This window comes from Mycobacterium sp. SMC-8 (assembly GCF_025263565.1).
GTDB lineage: Bacteria > Actinomycetota > Actinomycetes > Mycobacteriales > Mycobacteriaceae > Mycobacterium.
Map to the genome: position 1 here is coordinate 6569891 of NZ_CP079865.1, position 16389 is coordinate 6586279.

16 protein-coding genes are annotated in these 16389 nt (G+C 68.8%); 10 read left to right on the plus strand and 6 right to left on the minus strand.

Annotated features, from left to right (window positions below; genetic code table 11):
- Positions 1–19 precede the first annotated feature (19 nt).
- Together KXD97_RS31545 and purT are read left to right on the plus strand one after the other, a co-directional pair.
- Positions 20–1237, plus strand: a complete 1218-nt coding sequence (locus KXD97_RS31545; RefSeq protein WP_260754900.1) for an acetyl-CoA C-acetyltransferase — start codon at positions 20–22, stop codon at positions 1235–1237.
- A gap of 22 nt (positions 1238–1259) precedes the next feature.
- Positions 1260–2462, plus strand: coding sequence for a formate-dependent phosphoribosylglycinamide formyltransferase (gene purT, locus KXD97_RS31550; RefSeq protein ID WP_260754901.1), 1203 nt, complete (start codon positions 1260–1262; stop codon positions 2460–2462).
- Here the strand turns inward: purT and KXD97_RS31555 are convergent.
- The gene (locus KXD97_RS31555; RefSeq protein ID WP_260754902.1) at positions 2443–3390 is read right to left on the minus strand and encodes a hypothetical protein; all 948 of its coding nucleotides are present in this window, start codon (positions 3388–3390) and stop codon (positions 2443–2445) included. The two genes, purT and KXD97_RS31555, sit on opposite strands and share 20 nt — an antisense overlap.
- A gap of 213 nt (positions 3391–3603) precedes the next feature.
- Positions 3604–4455, minus strand: a complete 852-nt coding sequence (locus tag KXD97_RS31560; RefSeq protein ID WP_260754903.1) for a Bax inhibitor-1/YccA family protein — start codon at positions 4453–4455, stop codon at positions 3604–3606.
- Positions 4456–4624: 169 nt separating this feature from the next.
- Here KXD97_RS31560 and KXD97_RS31565 point away from each other — a divergent pair, with 169 nt between their 5' ends.
- From KXD97_RS31565 to KXD97_RS31575, 3 genes are read left to right on the plus strand one after another with little or no spacing between them, the layout of a single operon-like run.
- A complete protein-coding gene (locus KXD97_RS31565) occupies positions 4625–5668 on the plus strand; it encodes an enoyl-CoA hydratase/isomerase family protein (RefSeq protein WP_260754904.1) in 1044 nt (347 codons plus the stop codon).
- Positions 5665–6438 carry an enoyl-CoA hydratase gene (locus tag KXD97_RS31570; protein WP_260754905.1) on the plus strand — a complete coding sequence of 258 codons (774 nt, stop codon included), beginning with the start codon at positions 5665–5667 and terminating at the stop codon, positions 6436–6438. The genes KXD97_RS31565 and KXD97_RS31570 overlap by 4 nt, the downstream gene beginning before the upstream one ends.
- 9 nt (positions 6439–6447) lie before the next feature.
- Complete coding sequence (locus tag KXD97_RS31575) at positions 6448–8160, plus strand: alpha/beta-hydrolase family protein (protein ID WP_260754906.1); 1713 nt, start codon at positions 6448–6450, stop codon at positions 8158–8160.
- Here KXD97_RS31575 and KXD97_RS31580 read toward each other — a convergent pair.
- Both KXD97_RS31580 and KXD97_RS31585 read right to left on the minus strand, forming a co-directional pair.
- Entirely contained in the window at positions 8157–8525 is a 369-nt protein-coding gene (locus KXD97_RS31580) for a rhodanese-like domain-containing protein (RefSeq protein WP_260754907.1), read from the minus strand. The two genes, KXD97_RS31575 and KXD97_RS31580, sit on opposite strands and share 4 nt — an antisense overlap.
- A complete protein-coding gene (locus KXD97_RS31585) occupies positions 8525–9046 on the minus strand; it encodes a cysteine dioxygenase (RefSeq protein WP_260754908.1) in 522 nt (173 codons plus the stop codon). Before KXD97_RS31585 ends, KXD97_RS31580 begins: the two co-directional genes overlap by 1 nt.
- A 263-nt stretch (positions 9047–9309) precedes the next feature.
- Between KXD97_RS31585 and lpqV the strand changes: the two genes are divergently transcribed.
- Entirely contained in the window at positions 9310–9756 is a 447-nt protein-coding gene (gene lpqV / locus KXD97_RS31590; protein WP_260754909.1) for a lipoprotein LpqV, read from the plus strand.
- 78 nt (positions 9757–9834) lie between these two features.
- Positions 9835–10824 carry a patatin-like phospholipase family protein gene (locus tag KXD97_RS31595; protein ID WP_260754910.1) on the plus strand — a complete coding sequence of 330 codons (990 nt, stop codon included), beginning with the start codon at positions 9835–9837 and terminating at the stop codon, positions 10822–10824.
- Here the strand turns inward: KXD97_RS31595 and KXD97_RS31600 are convergent.
- Together KXD97_RS31600 and KXD97_RS31605 are read right to left on the minus strand one after the other, a co-directional pair.
- On the minus strand, positions 10813–11691 hold the full coding sequence (locus KXD97_RS31600) for a patatin-like phospholipase family protein (RefSeq protein WP_260754911.1): 879 nt from the start codon (positions 11689–11691) through the stop codon (positions 10813–10815). The two genes, KXD97_RS31595 and KXD97_RS31600, sit on opposite strands and share 12 nt — an antisense overlap.
- Complete coding sequence (locus KXD97_RS31605) at positions 11691–12740, minus strand: dihydrodipicolinate reductase (RefSeq protein WP_260754912.1); 1050 nt, start codon at positions 12738–12740, stop codon at positions 11691–11693. Before KXD97_RS31605 ends, KXD97_RS31600 begins: the two co-directional genes overlap by 1 nt.
- Positions 12741–12910: 170 nt before the next feature.
- Between KXD97_RS31605 and KXD97_RS31610 the strand changes: the two genes are divergently transcribed.
- The 3 genes from KXD97_RS31610 (at position 12911) to KXD97_RS31620 (ending at position 16272) form a co-directional block, all read left to right on the plus strand.
- Entirely contained in the window at positions 12911–14557 is a 1647-nt protein-coding gene (locus KXD97_RS31610) for a serine/threonine-protein kinase (RefSeq protein WP_260754913.1), read from the plus strand.
- Between the two features lie 49 nt (positions 14558–14606).
- Positions 14607–15794, plus strand: coding sequence for a lipid-transfer protein (locus KXD97_RS31615; RefSeq protein ID WP_260754914.1), 1188 nt, complete (start codon positions 14607–14609; stop codon positions 15792–15794).
- Positions 15795–15936: 142 nt separating this feature from the next.
- A complete protein-coding gene (locus KXD97_RS31620; RefSeq protein WP_260754915.1) occupies positions 15937–16272 on the plus strand; it encodes a hypothetical protein in 336 nt (111 codons plus the stop codon).
- Positions 16273–16389: the final 117 nt, after the last annotated feature.

Sequence of the window (16389 nt, forward strand, 5' to 3'; positions counted from 1 at the left end):
CGAACCTGAGGAGCCCGTCATGCCCGAAGCCGTCATCGTCGCCACCGCCCGTTCCCCGATCGGCCGGGCCAACAAGGGTTCGCTGGTCTCGATGCGGCCCGACGACCTCGCCGCGCAGATGGTCAAGGCCGTGCTCGACAAGGTGCCCGCGCTGGACCCGCGCGACATCGACGACCTGATGATGGGCTGCGCGCAGCCCGCCGGTGAGGCCGGCTACAACATCGCCCGCGCGGTGGCGGTCGAACTCGGCTACGACTTCCTGCCCGGCACCACCGTCAACCGCTACTGCTCGTCGTCGCTGCAGACCACGCGCATGGCGTTCCACGCGATCAAGGCCGGCGAGGGGCACGCGTTCATCTCGGCCGGGGTGGAGACGGTGTCGCGGTTCGGCAAGGGCGCCGCCGACGGTGCGCCGGATTCGAAGAACCCGGTCTTCGCCGATGCGCAGGCCCGCTCCGAGCAGGCGGCCGCCGGCGCGACGGAGTGGCGCGACCCGCGCGAGGACGGCCTGCTGCCCGACGTCTACATCGCGATGGGTCAGACCGCCGAGAACGTCGCGGCGTTCACCGGCATCAGCCGCGAGGATCAGGACCACTGGGGCGTGCGTTCGCAGAACCGCGCCGAGGAGGCCATCAACAGCGGCTTCTTCGAGCGCGAGATCGTGCCTGTCACGCTGCCCGACGGCACCGTGGTGTCGAAGGACGACGGCCCCCGCGCCGGCACCACCTACGACAAGATCAGCCAGCTCAAGCCGGTGTTCCGGCCCAACGGCACGATCACCGCGGGCAACGCGTGTCCGTTGAACGACGGCGCCGCGGCGGTGGTGATCATGAGCGACACCAAGGCCAAGGAGCTGGGCCTGACCCCGCTGGCGCGGATCGTGTCGACGGGCGTGTCGGGGCTGTCGCCGGAGATCATGGGCCTGGGTCCGATCGAGGCCGTCAAGAAGGCGCTGGCCAACGCGAAGATGAGCATCTCCGACATCGACCTGTACGAGATCAACGAGGCGTTCGCGGTGCAGGTGCTGGGGTCGGCGCGTGAACTGGGCATGGACGAGGACAAGCTCAATGTGTCCGGCGGTGCGATCGCGCTGGGCCACCCGTTCGGCATGACCGGCGCCCGCATCACCGCCACGCTGCTGAACAACCTGGCCACCCACGACAAGACGTTCGGCATCGAGACGATGTGCGTCGGCGGCGGCCAGGGCATGGCGATGGTCGTGGAGCGGCTCAGCTAGCTCGCCATAGAATGCCGTTCCGATGACCACCATCGGAACGCCGCTGTCACCGCGCGCCACCAGAGTCATGTTGTTGGGTTCGGGGGAGCTGGGCCGCGAGGTCCTGATCGCGTTGCAGCGGCTCGGCGTCGAGACCATCGCCGTCGACCGCTACCCGAACGCGCCCGGCCACCAGGTCGCTCACCATGCCCGCACCATCACCATGACCGACCCTGGTCAGTTGCGTGCGCTGATCGAGGACGAGCGCCCCGACCTGGTGGTGCCGGAGATCGAGGCGATTGCCACGCCGGTGCTCGAAGAGCTTGAGGTCGAGGGCGTGGTGACGGTGATCCCGACGGCGCGCGCGGCCCGGCTGACCATGGACCGCGAGGGAATCCGGCGGCTGGCCGCCGAAACCCTCGGCGTGCCGACCAGCCCGTATCGGTTCTGCGATTCGCTGGAGGAACTGCACGCCGCCATCGAGGGTCATATCGGGTATCCATGTGTGGTCAAGCCGGTGATGAGCAGTTCCGGCAAGGGGCAGAGCAAGATTGACGGACCCGAGGGCGTCGCGGCGGCCTGGGAGTACGCGATGTCCGGCAGCCGCGTCAGCAACACCCGGATCATCGTCGAGGGCTTCATCGATTTCGACTACGAGATCACGCTGTTGACGGTGCGCGCCCGCGGTGCTGACGGCGAGATCGAGACCCGGTTCTGCGAGCCGATCGGACACCGGCAGGTCAGCGGTGACTACGTCGAGAGCTGGCAGCCGCACCCGATGTCGGCGACCGCGCTGGAACGCGCGCAGCAGATCGCCGGGGCGGTGACCGGGGATCTGGGCGGACAGGGCATCTTCGGCGTGGAGTTGTTCGTCAAGGGTGACCAGGTGTGGTTCAGCGAGGTCAGCCCGCGCCCGCACGACACCGGAATGGTGACGATGGTGACGCAGTGGCAGAACGAGTTCGAGCTGCACGCCCGGGCCATCCTGGGCCTGCCGGTGGACACCGCGCTGAGGACGGCGGGCGCCAGCGCGGTCATTTACGGCGGAGTGGACGCCGAGGGCGTCGTCTTCGACGGCGTGGACGCGGCGCTGCAGGTGCCGCACACCGAGCTTCGACTGTTCGGCAAGCCGGAGAGCTTCGCCAACCGGCGGATGGGTGTCGCCTTGGCGTACGCCGACGACGTCGACACCGCGCGGCGCAACGCCGCCGAAGCGGCGGACCGCGTCAAGCCACGGGTCCCGTAGACCGCCAGTTCTGCCCCGACTCCCGCACCCACGTCGGCCCCGACAGTGCGCTCAGATCGCAATCTCGTGAAAGTTCTCGCGCTGCGCGCACTCTCGCGTCGTAGGCGCGCCGGACCCGGCGAAGAACGTCGTCTGCGTGGGCGGCTTTGACCACCCGGACCCGCGTCCACTCGAGTTCGTCGAGGTCCTCGGCGCGCAGGATGTCGTGGGCGAACTGCATCGGGTCGACGCGGTGTTGGTCTCCGTCGTACTCGACAGCCAACTTCAGGTTCTCCCAACCCATGTCGAGGTAGTAGCGCCGTCTGCCGTCGGCGCTGATCACCGGAATCTGCGTGGTCGGGCGTGGGAATCCGCCGCGGATCAGCAGAAGACGTAACCAGGTCTCCCGGGGAGACTGCGCCCCAGGATCGTGGAGGTCGAGCGCGGCCGCCAGTTGTCGCATGCCTCGCTTGCCGGCATGGCGTTCCCTGGCCCACCGCAACAGTTCACCGGCGTCGAACGGGGTTGCATTGCCCAATGCGTCGAGCCTCGCCACCGCAGTATCGAGCGGTCCCCGGCGGCCCAGGTCGAATGCCGTCCGCTGCACCGTCGTCACCGGCAGTCCCCCACGGCGGGTGCTCTCGTCAGGGTGCAGGTCGTGCTTGTGGGTCCTGATGCCGCGCGGCGCCCGCCCGTTCGACCAGACCAGCTCGATGGGCTGCCCGTCCTCGAGGTAGCGCGCCCCGTGTAATGCCGCGGCGGTGAGACCCGCGAGAACGCCACCGCGATGCGACCACAGCCACGCAGCCTTCGCCCGGTGGTGGACGCTCAACTCGATACCGGGCCGGGTGTACACGTCGGGATACAGCGCGACGTATCGGCTGCGCAGCACATGCTTTCCGACCAGCCCGGCGGCCACCGCTTCGCTACCGATGAACGGCACCTGCATGCGTCGAGCCTCGCGTACCGGCGATGCGTCGCACACCCCCAATCTGCGTCCTGTGGAAAGGCGGCCTCCTGCGGGCAGCGAGAGAGCGCTCAGACCGCGAAATATGGTGATTCGACGCGCTGAGCGCACTCTGGCGGCGGGTAGCCGTGCCGCGGGGCCCGGGCACGAAAAAGGGCGCCCGCACGCGGCGGACGCCCTTCTCGTGTCGGACTGCTAGTCCTGATTGAAGTAGCTGAGCAGACGCAGGATCTCCAGGTACAGCCAGACCAGGGTGACGGTCAGGCCGAGGGCGATGCCCCACGCCGCCTTCTCCGGCGCGCCGGCACGAACCATCTGGTCGGCGGAGTCGAAGTCGATCAGGAAGCTGAACGCGGCCAGGCCGATGCACAGCAGCGAGAAGCCGATGGCCAGGGCGCCGCCGTCGCGCAGGCCGAGGCCCGCGCCACCACCGACGCCGAACACGGCCAGCACCAGGTTGAGCAGCATCAGCGCGACGACGCCGAACAGACCCGCCACGATCATCCGGGTGAACTTCGGGGTGACGCGGATGGCGCCGGTCTTGTAGACGACAAGCATGCCGAAGAACACGCCGAGGGTGCCGACGATCGCCTGCGCGATCATTCCGGCGCCACCGACAGAGGCGATGTTGGCGATGACGAAGGACACCGCACCGAGGAACAGGCCCTCCAGCGCCGCGTAGCTCAGCACGATGGCCGGGTTGTCCTGCTTGCGGCCGAAGGTCGCGACCAGCACGAGGGCGAGGCCACCGAGCGCACCCACCAGGGTGAACGGCATGGCCAGGCCGACGTTGCCGCTGACGAGGAAGTACGACACGACCGCGACGGCCGTCAGCACACCCAGCGTCATGCCGGTCTTCATGACGACGTCATCGATGGTCAGCGCCCGCGAGACACCCGCCTGCTGCTGCTCCGGGTACTGCGTGACGTACGGATCGGCGTGTACCGCCTGCGCACCGTAGCCGGCGGCTCCGGTACCGAATTGCGCATAGCCGCCCTGCTGCCCCTTGGGCAGTGTGCGGAACACCGGGTTGCTGCTTTCGCGCACCGTCGTGTCCTTCCTGTCTCGATGTCGTGTATCAGACCTGTGACGATCACTGGTTCAACGTGTGAGGTTCCCGGGCAGTTCCCGCCGCGGTGGCGGATTTTTCCCAGGGCCTTCACAGGAACCTTACCCGGGCAGAGCGTGACCAGGGCGACGATCTAGATTGCATTCCGTGGACGAAAACGAGGATGTCCTAGTAACTGCCGACCGCGGGGTCGGCCGAATCACGCTCAACCGGCCCAAGGCGATCAACTCGCTGACCCATCCGATGGTCGGCGCCATCGCACGGGCGTTGAAGAGCTGGGAGACCGACGACGCGATCGACGCCGTCGTGGTGACCGGCGCCGGCGACCGCGGCCTGTGCGCCGGCGGTGACGTCGTGGCGATCTATCACGACGCCAGATCCGGCGGCCGTGCGTCGCGCGAGTTCTGGCAGGACGAATACCTGCTCAACGCCTACATCGGGCGCTACCCGAAGCCCTATGTCGCGATCATGAACGGCATCACGATGGGCGGCGGAGTCGGCATCAGCGCGCACGGCAGCGTCCGGGTCGTCACCGAGACCACCAAGATGGCGATGCCCGAGGTGGGCATCGGGTTCATCCCTGACGTCGGCGGCACCCACATCCTGTCCCGCACCCCGGGTCTGCTCGGCGTCCATGCGGCGCTCACCGGGGCGTCGTTCTCCGGCGCCGACGCGATCGCAATGGGTTTCGCCGACCACTTCGTGCCGCAGGACCGGCTCGCCGCGTTCGTCGACGCGATCGCGTCCGGCGGTGTCGACGAGGCGGTCGCCGCATTCGCCCAGGAGCCACCCGCGAGCGAGCTGCTCACCCAGCGCGAGTGGATCGACCGGTGCTATGCCGCTGAGACGGTCGCCGACATCGTCGCCGCGCTGCGCGAGCACGGCGGTGCCGCGGCCGATGCCGCCGACCTGATCGCCTCCCGCTCCCCGATCGCCGCGTCGGTCGCGCTGGAAGCGGTCCGTCGGGCCGCGAAGCTGGACACTCTCGAAGATGTGCTGCGCCAGGAGTTCCGGACCTCGGTGGCGTCCTTGCGATCGCATGACCTCGTCGAGGGCATCCGCGCGCAGCTGATCGACAAGGACCGCAACCCGAAGTGGTCGCCGGCCTCCCTGTCCGAGGTGACGGCAGCCGACATCGAGGCATACTTCGCATCTGCCGATCCCGACATCAACTTCGAGGAGCAGTCATGACCTTTGAGACCATCCTGGTCGACCGTGACGACCGGGTAGCGACGATCACGCTCAACCGGCCCAAGGCACTCAATGCCCTCAACACCCAGGTGATGTACGAGGTCACCACCGCCGCAGCCGAACTCGACGCGGAGCCGGGTGTCGGCGCCATCATCCTCACCGGCAACGAGAAGGCCTTCGCCGCCGGCGCGGACATCAAGGAGATGGCCGGCCTGTCCTTCGCCGACGTCTTCTCGTCCGACTTCTTCGCCGGCTGGGACAGGTTCGCCGCGACGCGCACCCCGACCATCGCCGCGGTGGCCGGATACGCGCTCGGCGGCGGCTGCGAGCTGGCGATGATGTGCGACATCCTGATCGCCGCCGACACCGCGAAATTCGGGCAGCCCGAGATCAAGCTCGGCGTGCTGCCCGGCATGGGCGGGTCACAGCGACTGACCCGGGCGATCGGCAAGGCCAAGGCGATGGACCTGATCCTGACCGGCCGCAACATGGGCGCCGAAGAAGCCGAGCGCGCCGGGCTGGTGTCGCGGGTGGTTCCGGCCGACACGCTGCTCGAGGAGGCCAAGGCGGTGGCCCAGACCATCGCGGGCATGTCGCTGTCGGCGTCGCGGATGGCCAAGGAGGCGGTCAACCGCGCGTTCGAGACCACGCTGAGCGAGGGCCTGCTCTATGAGCGCAGGCTGTTCCATTCGGCGTTCGCCACCGAGGATCAGACCGAGGGCATGAACGCGTTCACCGAGAAGCGGCCGCCGAACTTCACTCATCGGTAAAGTCCATGCGTGACCGATACCGGTGAAGCCGCCGCCGCGGTGATCGACGAGACGCCGGCGCGCGAACATCCGTCGACCACACGGCGCGGGTGGTGGGTCCGCCGCTACACCTGGACCGGTACCGCAGTCGGTTTCGTCTTCCTCTGGTTGTCGCTGACACCGTCGCTGTTGCCGCGCGGTCCGCTGTTCCAGGGACTGGTCAGCGGCGGCGCGGGCGCGATCGGCTACGGGCTCGGGGTGTTCGCGGTGTGGCTGGTGCGGTTCATGGGCTCCAAGGACTCCAGCCCGCCGGCGCCCCGGCGGGCGTGGCCGGTGCTCGTCGTCATCGGCGTGATCGGCTTGGTCGTCATGGTCATCCAGTTCCACGACTGGCAGGACGACGTCCGTGACCTGATGGGTGTCCCGCGCCTGACGTTCTGGGATTACCCTCTGGCCGCGGTGATCTCGGTCGTGACGCTGTTCGTACTCGTCGAGATCGGGCAGCTGATCGGCCGTTTCGTGCGCTTTCTGTACCGTCAGCTCACGCGCGTCGCCCCGCCGCGGGTGGCGGCCGTCGTCGCGGTCGCGCTGCTGCTGGCATTGACGGTCGCGCTGCTCAACGGGGTGGTGGTCCGGTTCGCGATGAGCACGATCAACAAAACCTTCGCCGCGGTCAACGACGAGACCGACCCCGACTTCGCGGCGCCCACCTCGGATCTGCGGTCCGGCGGACCGCAGTCGCTGGTGAGTTGGGAGTCGCTGGGACATCAGGGCCGGATCTTCATCTCCGGCGGACCGTCGGTCGAGGAGCTGACCGAGTTCAACGGCAGCCCGGCGACCGAACCGATCCGCGCCTACGCGGGACTGAACTCCGCCGACGGCATCAAGGAGACCGCGGCGCTGGCGGCCCGCGAACTGCAGCGCACCGGCGGCCTGGACCGCGCGGTGGTCGCGGTGGCCACCACGACCGGCACCGGCTGGATCAACGAGGCCGAAGCCTCCGCGCTGGAGTACATGTACAACGGTGACACTGCGATCGTGTCGATGCAGTACTCGTTTCTGCCCAGTTGGTTGTCGTTCCTGGTGGACAAGGAGAACGCCCGCCAGGCCGGTCAGGCTCTGTTCGAGGCGGTCGACGCGCTGATCCGCGAGATGCCCGAGGCACAGCGCCCGAAGCTGGTGGTGTTCGGCGAGAGCCTGGGCTCGTTCGGCGGTGAAGCGCCGTTCCTGGCGTTGAACAACCTGATCGCCCGCACCGACGGGGCGCTGTTCAGCGGGCCGACCTTCAACAACACCATCTGGACCGACCTGACCCACAATCGCGATCCCGGCTCACCCCAGTGGCTTCCCGTGTACGACAAGGGCGCCAACGTGCGGTTCGTCGCCGAGGCCCGGGACCTGCAGCGACCGCACGACCCGTGGGAGCAGCCGAGAGTGGTCTATCTGCAGCATGCGTCCGATCCGATCGCGTGGTGGAATCCCGACCTGCTGTTCGCCCGGCCGGACTGGTTGCACGAGCGGCGCGGCTACGACGTCTCCCCCGAGATGGAGTGGATCCCGGTCGTGACGTTCCTCCAGGTCAGCGCCGACATGGCGGTCGCGGTGAACGTCCCGGACGGGCACGGTCACGTCTACGTCCGCAATGTCGCGGACGCGTGGGCGTCGATCATGCTGCCGCCGGGATGGACCCAGGCCAAGACCGAGAAACTGCGCGGACTCCTCAGGAGCGACGAGAATTCTTAGCGCAGAACGTTTTTGAGTGCGTGGTAGCCGCCGATGACGTCGGTGGCGCGATGCAGTCCCAATTCCTGCAACGACGCTGCTGCCAGGCTGGAGGTGTAGCCCTCCGAGCACAGCACCACCCACTCGACGTCGTCGTCGACGGCTTGGGTAATCCGCGCGTCACTGGTCGGGTCACACCGCCACTCCAGCACGTTGCGTTCGATCACCAGCGCCTGCGGCACCTCACCCTCGGCGGCACGCTGGGCCGCCGGCCGGATGTCGACCAGGACCGCGCCCCGGGCCAGAGCGGTGGGCACCTCACCGGCCGGCATGCGGGTGAGTCTGGCCCTGGCGTCGGCGAGGACGGCATCGATTCGGCTGGCCATCAGTCGCCCTCCGGCTGGTCGGTGAGCTCGGTCCGGTTGCGGCGCAACGTGTTCTGTTCAGTGACCTCGTAGTAGGACATCGCGGTCAACGGCGGCGAGTACGCGTGCACGCTCAACGTCGGGCCGGCCGGCGCGGCACCGCCGGCGGGCGCGGTCTCGCGAGCCCACACCACGTCATGCACCCAGCCCAGCGGGAACGCCGCCTGATCACCGGCCCGCAACCGTCGCTGACGCAAAGTCACACCGTCCCAACGGGTTTCGCTCAGCACGCCGGACACGACGGTCAGCGCGCCGAGCGAGCCGCCGTGGTCGTGCAGTTCGGTGGAGCGGTTCGGCACCCAGCTGATCAGCCACACGTCGAGTTCGTCGGTGCCGTGCAACCGGGTGAACCAGCGCTCCCCGGCGGGCAGACCGGCTTCGGGCAGCAGGCGATCGTAGTCGCCGCTGAGAACGTCGTCGGCGAAGCGGTCGGTGACGTGCAGCAGGTCGGCAGGACGCAGACGGGTAGGGGCCAGGATCATGGGGGGACTCCAGGAGGAACGACGGACGGATGCGAGGGGTCGGCGACTAGGCCTGACAACACTCCTGAATCCGCGTCACGTCGATCACGGCGGCCAGTCTGGCACAGCTCACTCACCGGCCGCCAGCGCCAGGGTTTAACTTCACCGTGAATCTAGGAAGCGGCAGGTCACCGCCCCGACTGAAACCGCTGTCCCGGCGCGGCTTCCGGCCGGCTTTCGGCCCTTTGCTGTCACCGGGCGCCACGTTGCATAGATTTGGCGGGATGAGCAGGAACCGTCTGTGGCGCACAGGCGCCGTCGCGGCGGCCGTGATCCTGTCCGGCTGCTCGTCTGAACCCGGACCCCCACCGGATACCACCGCGCTGTCCTCGGCCCCGCCCTCGTCGACCCGCGCGGAGGGGCCTCCCGCCTCCCCTGTGCCGTCGGCCGGCGGAGTCGGTGTGTCCCCCGGCGGGGTGACGACCGCTGTCGCCGCCCCGGCGGAATCCACCGAGGACGACTACTTCCAGGCGTGCCGGGCCGCCCGGACGTGGATGGATCGGCAGGGCGGTGACCCCCACACGCAGATCGAGCCCTACCTGAAGACCGTGCAGGATGCGGAGTCCGTGGGTCCCGGGACGTTCGACCGGAAGTGGTCGGAACTGACACCCGGCCAGCAGTCGGCGGTGATCGTCGCGGTCGAAGCGGCTGCCGACGCGCTCTGCGGCTGACGCCCGGCGCGATCCGGGTCGGCGATGTCACCGAGTCCCCGCGACACGGCCGGACCCGATCCGGCGCAGAATTGTCGGATGCGGGTCGCACTGGCTCTGGGTAGCGGCGGTGCACGCGGCTACGCCCACATCGGCGTCATCAACGAGTTGCACGAACGCGGTCACGAGGTGGTCGGCATCGCCGGCTCGTCGATGGGCGCCCTGGTCGGTGGTCTGCAGGCGGCGGGCAAGCTCGACGAGTTCACGACGTGGGCGAGCTCGCTGACCCAGCGCGCGGTGCTGCGCCTGCTCGATCCGTCGATCACGTCGGCGGGCGTCCTGCGGGCGGAGAAGATCCTCGACGCCGTCCGCGAGATCCTCGGCGACGTCACGATCGAGGAGCTGCCGATCCCGTTCACGTCCGTGGCCACCGATCTGATCACCGGGAAATCGGTGTGGATGCAGCGCGGTTCGGTCGAGGACGCCATCCGCGCGTCGATCGCCATCCCCGGCCTGATCACCCCGCACGTGCTCGACGGCCGGCTGCTGGCCGACGGCGGCATCCTCGACCCACTCCCGATGGCGCCGGTGGCCGCCATCGCCGCGGACATCACCCTCGCGGTCAGCATCTCCGGCGAGGATCCCGAGGCCAGTCGCCGCGACCGCGACGCCCGGTCACCGTCGGGTGACTGGTTGAACCGGATGTGGCGCAGCTCGTCGTCGCTGCTGGACACCAGGGCGGCGCGGTCGCTGCTGGAGACCCCGACCGGGCGCGCGGTGCTCGGCCGGTTCGTGGCCGGGGACGACGAACCGGTGGACGGGGAGAAGGACCTCGGCGAACCGATCGCACCGGTGATCCCGAAGCTGGGCAGCTTCGAGGTGATGAACCGGGTGATCGACATCGCGCAGGCCGCCCTGGCCCGCCACACACTGGCCGCCTACCCGCCCGACCTGTTGATCGAGGTGCCCCGCACGGTGTGCCGCAGCCTGGATTTCCACCGCGCCACCGAGGTCATCGAGATCGGGCAGGAGCTGGCGGCCACGGCGCTCGACACGATCGAACAGCGTTCCTCAGGCTCAGGCACCTAGGAATTCGGCAACCCGGCCGGCTTCCCGCCGCCCCTGCGCGCGACCGGCCCGCGCCGCGGGCGCACGGCAGGCCGGGTCAAGCGGGTTGGCCCCGAACGCGGCCAGTGACTGCTCGTCGGCGAACACCGCCAGTGTCGCGCCGGGAAACGCGTCGATCTCGGCGACGGTGCCGGTACCCCACGGCGACGGACTGTCGGCGCGGGAGGGCACCAACACCACCGCGGCCCCGCAGTCCTGTGCGGCGGACATGTTGACCGTGCTTCCGACCCCGCCGTCCATGTAGCGACGGTCCCCGATCGTCACCGGTGGCCAGACGCCCGGCACCGCGCAACTGGCCGCGACGGCGTCGACCAGGCCGACGCCGGAGTCTGCGTCGAACACCACCAACTCGCCGGTGGCGATGTCGATCGCGGTGACCCGCATCGCGCGTGCCGGCCATCGCCGGGTCGGCAGCCGGTGTTCGATCACGGCGCGGCGCACCGCTTCTGCGACGGTGTCGGTGTCCGCGGCCACGGCGCCGATCCTGCGCAGTTTCTGTTCTCTGGTGGCACCCGGGGTCGTCATCGCGGTCAGGAACAGGTCGGTGATCGTGTCGATCGAGACGCCGGGGTGGATCTCGCGGGCACCGTGCTCGTCGGAGAGCTGACGGTCGAACAGATCCTGCAGCGGCAGGCCGCTCCCGAGCTGGGCGACGACCGTCGAGCCTGCCGAGGTGCCGACCAGGACGTCGGCGTCGAGCAGCTTCTTGCCCGCGGCGGGTGCCTCCTCGCAGATTCCGAGCAGCACGCCGGTTTCCCAGGCGATGCCGGCCAATCCGCCGCCGGCGAGTACCAGCGCACGTGTGGAGTCGGCCGCCGAGTCACTCATCATCGCAGGTTTCTCGCCGCCTTCCCGCTGACCAGCGGCAGATCCAGGTACGTCGCGATCCCGGGCGGCGCCGCGCACACCGCCGGCACCGAGTTGACGCAGTGCGCGGCCGTGCCGACCACGCCGTATTCCGGCCCCTCACCGCCGATCTCGGACTGAAAGCCCTTGACAGACACCGTGAAATCCGGGTTCCCCCGCACCTCGATCTCGTAGCGCTGCCCTTCGGGGCCGAAAAACCATGCCGGATCCAGGTTCTCCTCACCCATCAGCCAGTTGACCGTCACACGCACCACGGGTTCGCCGTCGACGACTGCCTCCCAGTGAAATCGGCGGCCTGCCACCTGGCCGGGCTCGATCGCACCCATCGGCGAGTCAATCGGCGCGGTGGCGACCGCGATCTCTTGCGTCGCACGGATTCTGGGATCGGCGGCGAAACCCAGTTGGTCCACGCACATCCGCACCGCCTGGATGAACCCGGTGTCGAGCATCTTCTGCATCGGGCCGGTCAGCGCCTTGTCCGGGGTCTCGCCGAAGCCCATCACGTGGCGCAGCACATCCGGGGCCTCGTAGCTGCGCAGATCCGAGAACTCCTCCGCGCGTACGAAACTCACCCCGGTGGACATGGCCGAGAGCATCAACGGGAACTTCTCGCTGATGCCGCCGGGCGCGATCCCGGTGCCGTGCAGCGTCGCGTTACCCGCCAGCGCGGCCTCCCGTATCGCCGCGCCGCTGCGCGCGCTCGGATACAGCCAGCCCACCGGGGTGACGACGTTCTTGCCGGACCGCAGCAGCGCGGCGACCTCGTCGGGGTCGGCCATCAGCGGCGAGTAGATGACCGCGTCGGCCTCCGCCGCCAGGATGTCTTCGGCACTGTCGGTCGCGAGTACCCCGATCGGGTCGACGCCGGCGATCTCGCCGGCGTCGCGACCCGCCTTCGCCGGTGAGTGCACCCAGCACCCGACCAGCTCCAACTCGGGATGTTCCAGCACGCCTCTGATTGCCGCGACGCCGACACCGCCGGTGGCCCACTGCACGACCCGCAGCGCCATCTCGTCTCCTCTCCGGAGCCTCGGAAAAACTAGAACGCGTTCTATTCACCACTACACCAGATCGCCGACGGAGGTGGCTGGAAATCGGCAACCCGCCCCGTTGGCACTGTGCAGCGGGACCGGCCGCACTAATCTGTGTTCGCCGGTCGAACAACCTCGAAGGAGCCGTGATGACCGATCCGCAGCAGGGTTCCCGCGTCGGCTCCCAGGTTGGCCCCTACCGGTTGCGGCGGCTGCTGGGCAGGGGCGGCATGGGCGAGGTCTACGAGGCCGAGGACACGGTCAGAGACCGCGTCGTTGCGCTGAAGCTGTTACCGGAGGCGGTCTCTCACGATCCGGTGTTCCGGGCCCGGCTGCAGCGCGAGGCGCACGCCGCGGGCCGGTTGCAGGAACCGCACGTGGTGCCGATCCACGATTACGGCGAGATCGACGGACTGCTGTTCGTTGACATGAGGCTGATCGATGGCACCGATCTGCGCAAGATCCTCAAAGAGCAGGGGCCGATGGCGCCCGCGCGGGCCACGGCGATCGTGCGCCAGATCGCGTCGGCGCTCGATGCGGCGCACCAGAACGGCATCCTGCACCGCGACGTCAAGCCGGAGAACATCCTGCTCAACCGCGACGATTTCGCCTACCTGGTCGATTTCGGCATCGCCAACGCCGCCACCGACGAAGCGCTCACCCAGCTGGGTACCGCGGTGGGCACGTACGCCTACATGGCTCCCGAGCGATTCACCAACGGCGCCGTCGACCACCGCGCCGACGTGTACGCGCTGACCTGCGTGCTGCACGAATGCCTGACGGGGGCACAGCCGTTCCAGGGGGACAGCGTCAGCGTGGTGATCGCCGCGCACCTCAACGAACCGGTGCCGCGGCCGAGTGCGCTGCGGCCCGGGGTTCCGGCCGGCCTGGACCACGTCATCGCCCGCGGCATGGCCAAGCGGCCCGAGGACCGTTACGCCTCGGCCGGCGAGATGGCCAGGGCCGCGGCCGACGCGGCGGCCGGTGTGCCGGAGGACCAGGCGGCGACGATGATGGCGCCGCTGCCGTACCCCGGGGCGCCGACGCCTCCCCCGCCACCGCTCCCGCAGCCACCGGCCGGGGTGTCCGGCTTCGCGACTGCGCCGCCGCCTGCCGGTCCGCCGCCCGGTTGGGCACAGCAGTCGCCGCCGTCGTCGCCCGGTGGCGGTTCGAAGGGGCCGATGGTCGCGTTTGTGGCCGCGGGAGTGGTGATCCTGCTGACACTGGCCGCACTCGGCATCTGGCTGGCGGTGCGGCCCAACGATTCGACGAACTCGGTGGCGTCGCAGACCAGTTCGTCGGCCGCACCGACGATGTCGTCGCGGGAACCGACCCGGCGGACCAGGACGAGCACCACCCCGCCCCCGGCGTCGGCCTCCTACGACCAGCAGTTGATGGGCCTGCTCTCCGGCGGCCACGACAGCTCCAACTGTCAACCGGTGACTCCGCCCGCCGCGGGCACGGTGGCGACGGTGGACTGCACGCAGGCGATCACTCCCGGCGGTCCGGCGTTCACCCGCTATTCGCTGTTCGGCGACAAGAACACCCTCGACGCCGCGTTCCGGGAGGCGGTCAACGTGAACTCCGAGCTGCTGCAGTGCCCGGGCAGCGGCGTCGAGTCCCCCACCACGTGGCACTACACCGACACCCCGGATCAGGTGGTGGGCCAGATCGCCTGCGGCACCTACAACGACAACGCCGACATCGTGTGGACCAAGGACGAGGATCTGCTGCTGGCCGATGCGCAGGGACCGGATCTGGAGGATTTGCACGACTGGTGGCTGGAGTTCGGATAACCCGGGCTAACGTGCTGCAGGAGACCACAACCGCAGCGAAGGGATCGATATGAGCCGGGTTTTTGTCGTCGGCGTGGGAATGACGAAGTTCGAGAAACCCGGGCGACGCGAGGGTTGGGACTATCCCGACATGGCGCGGGAGTCCGGAACCAAGGCGCTACAGGACGCCGGCATCGAGTACAGCGAAGTCCAGCAGGGCTATGTGGGCTACTGCTCCGGTGATTCCACGTCGGGCCAGCGGGCGCTCTACGAGCTGGGGATGACCGGCATCCCGATCGTCAACGTCAACAACAACTGCTCCACCGGATCGAGCGCGCTCTACCTGGCGGCCGCCGCGATCCGCGGCGGGCTGGCCGACTGCGTGCTGGCGCTCGGATTCGAGAAGATGCAGCCGGGCTCGCTGGGCGGCGGTGCCGAGGACCGGGAATCCCCGATGAAGCGACACATCCTGGCGCTCAACGAGATCGACGCCATGCAGTTCCCCGTCGCACCGTGGATGTTCGGTGCGGCGGGGCGTGAGCACATGAAGAAGTACGGCACCACCGCAGAGCATTTCGCCAAGATCGGTTACAAGAACCACAAGCATTCGGTGAACAACCCGTACGCACAGTTCCAGGATGAGTACACCCTCGACGACATCCTGGCCGCGAAGATGATCTCCGATCCGCTGACCAAGCTGCAGTGCTCACCGACCTCGGACGGGTCCGCGGCGGTGGTGCTTGCCGGCGAGGACTATGTCGCCGAGCACGATCTGGCCGGGCAGGCCGTCGAGATCGTCGGTCAGGCGATGACCACCGATTTCGCGTCGACGTTCGACGGCAGCGCGGCCAACATCATCGGATACGACATGAATGTCAAAGCCGCGCAACAGGTTTATCAGCAGTCCGGACTGGGGCCGGAGGACTTCCAGGTGATCGAGTTGCACGACTGCTTCTCGGCCAACGAACTGCTGCTGTACGAGGCGCTGGGCCTGTGCGGGCCCGGTGAGGCGCCGAAGCTGATCGACGACGAGGACACCACCTACGGGGGCCGCTGGGTGGTCAACCCGTCGGGCGGGTTGATCTCCAAGGGCCACCCGCTCGGGGCGACGGGCCTGGCCCAGTGCAGCGAGCTGACCTGGCAGTTGCGCGGCACCGCCGACAAGCGTCAGGTCGACGGCGTCACCGCCGCGCTGCAGCACAACATCGGGCTGGGCGGCGCAGCGGTCGTCACGGCCTACCAGCGGGCCGAGCGGTAGGGCCGGCCCCTTCCGCGAGCGGGGCCCCACGGCGAGAAGACACAAACTCGCATCTTCCGGGCAGCGTCCATGCGAGTATGCGTCTGGTCGCGGTCAGGGGTGAACCATTCGGGTGCGCGCTTCGTGTCACCATCGGGAGGCCATGCAGGGCGCCTCCGATGGAGGTCCGGCCATGCGCTGGTGGTGGATCGTGGCGGCAATGCCCGCGATGCTGGGTGCGCCGGTGGCGCCGGCGGCCGCGCAGCAACAGAACGCGTTCGACGTGATCGAGCAGTGGGAGTCGGCGGGCTACCAGGTCAACATCGACCGGATCGGCAGTGCGCCGATCGGCGACTGCGTGGTGATCGGGGTGCGTAATCCTCAGCAGGTCACCCAACCGGTGCTCGTCATCGGCGGCCGCGACGACGATGACGGCCTCGATGTGGTCGACGTCGTGGTGCACCGGTCGATCTCGGTGTCCCTGGACTGCACGGGCTGAGGCCAGTCGGCGAGCAGACGCAAACTCGCACGATTTCCGGTGATTTCGTGTGAGTTTGTGTCTGCTCGCGGGTCCGGGTGCACGGAAAAGCCCGGCCGGCAACAGGACCGACCGGGC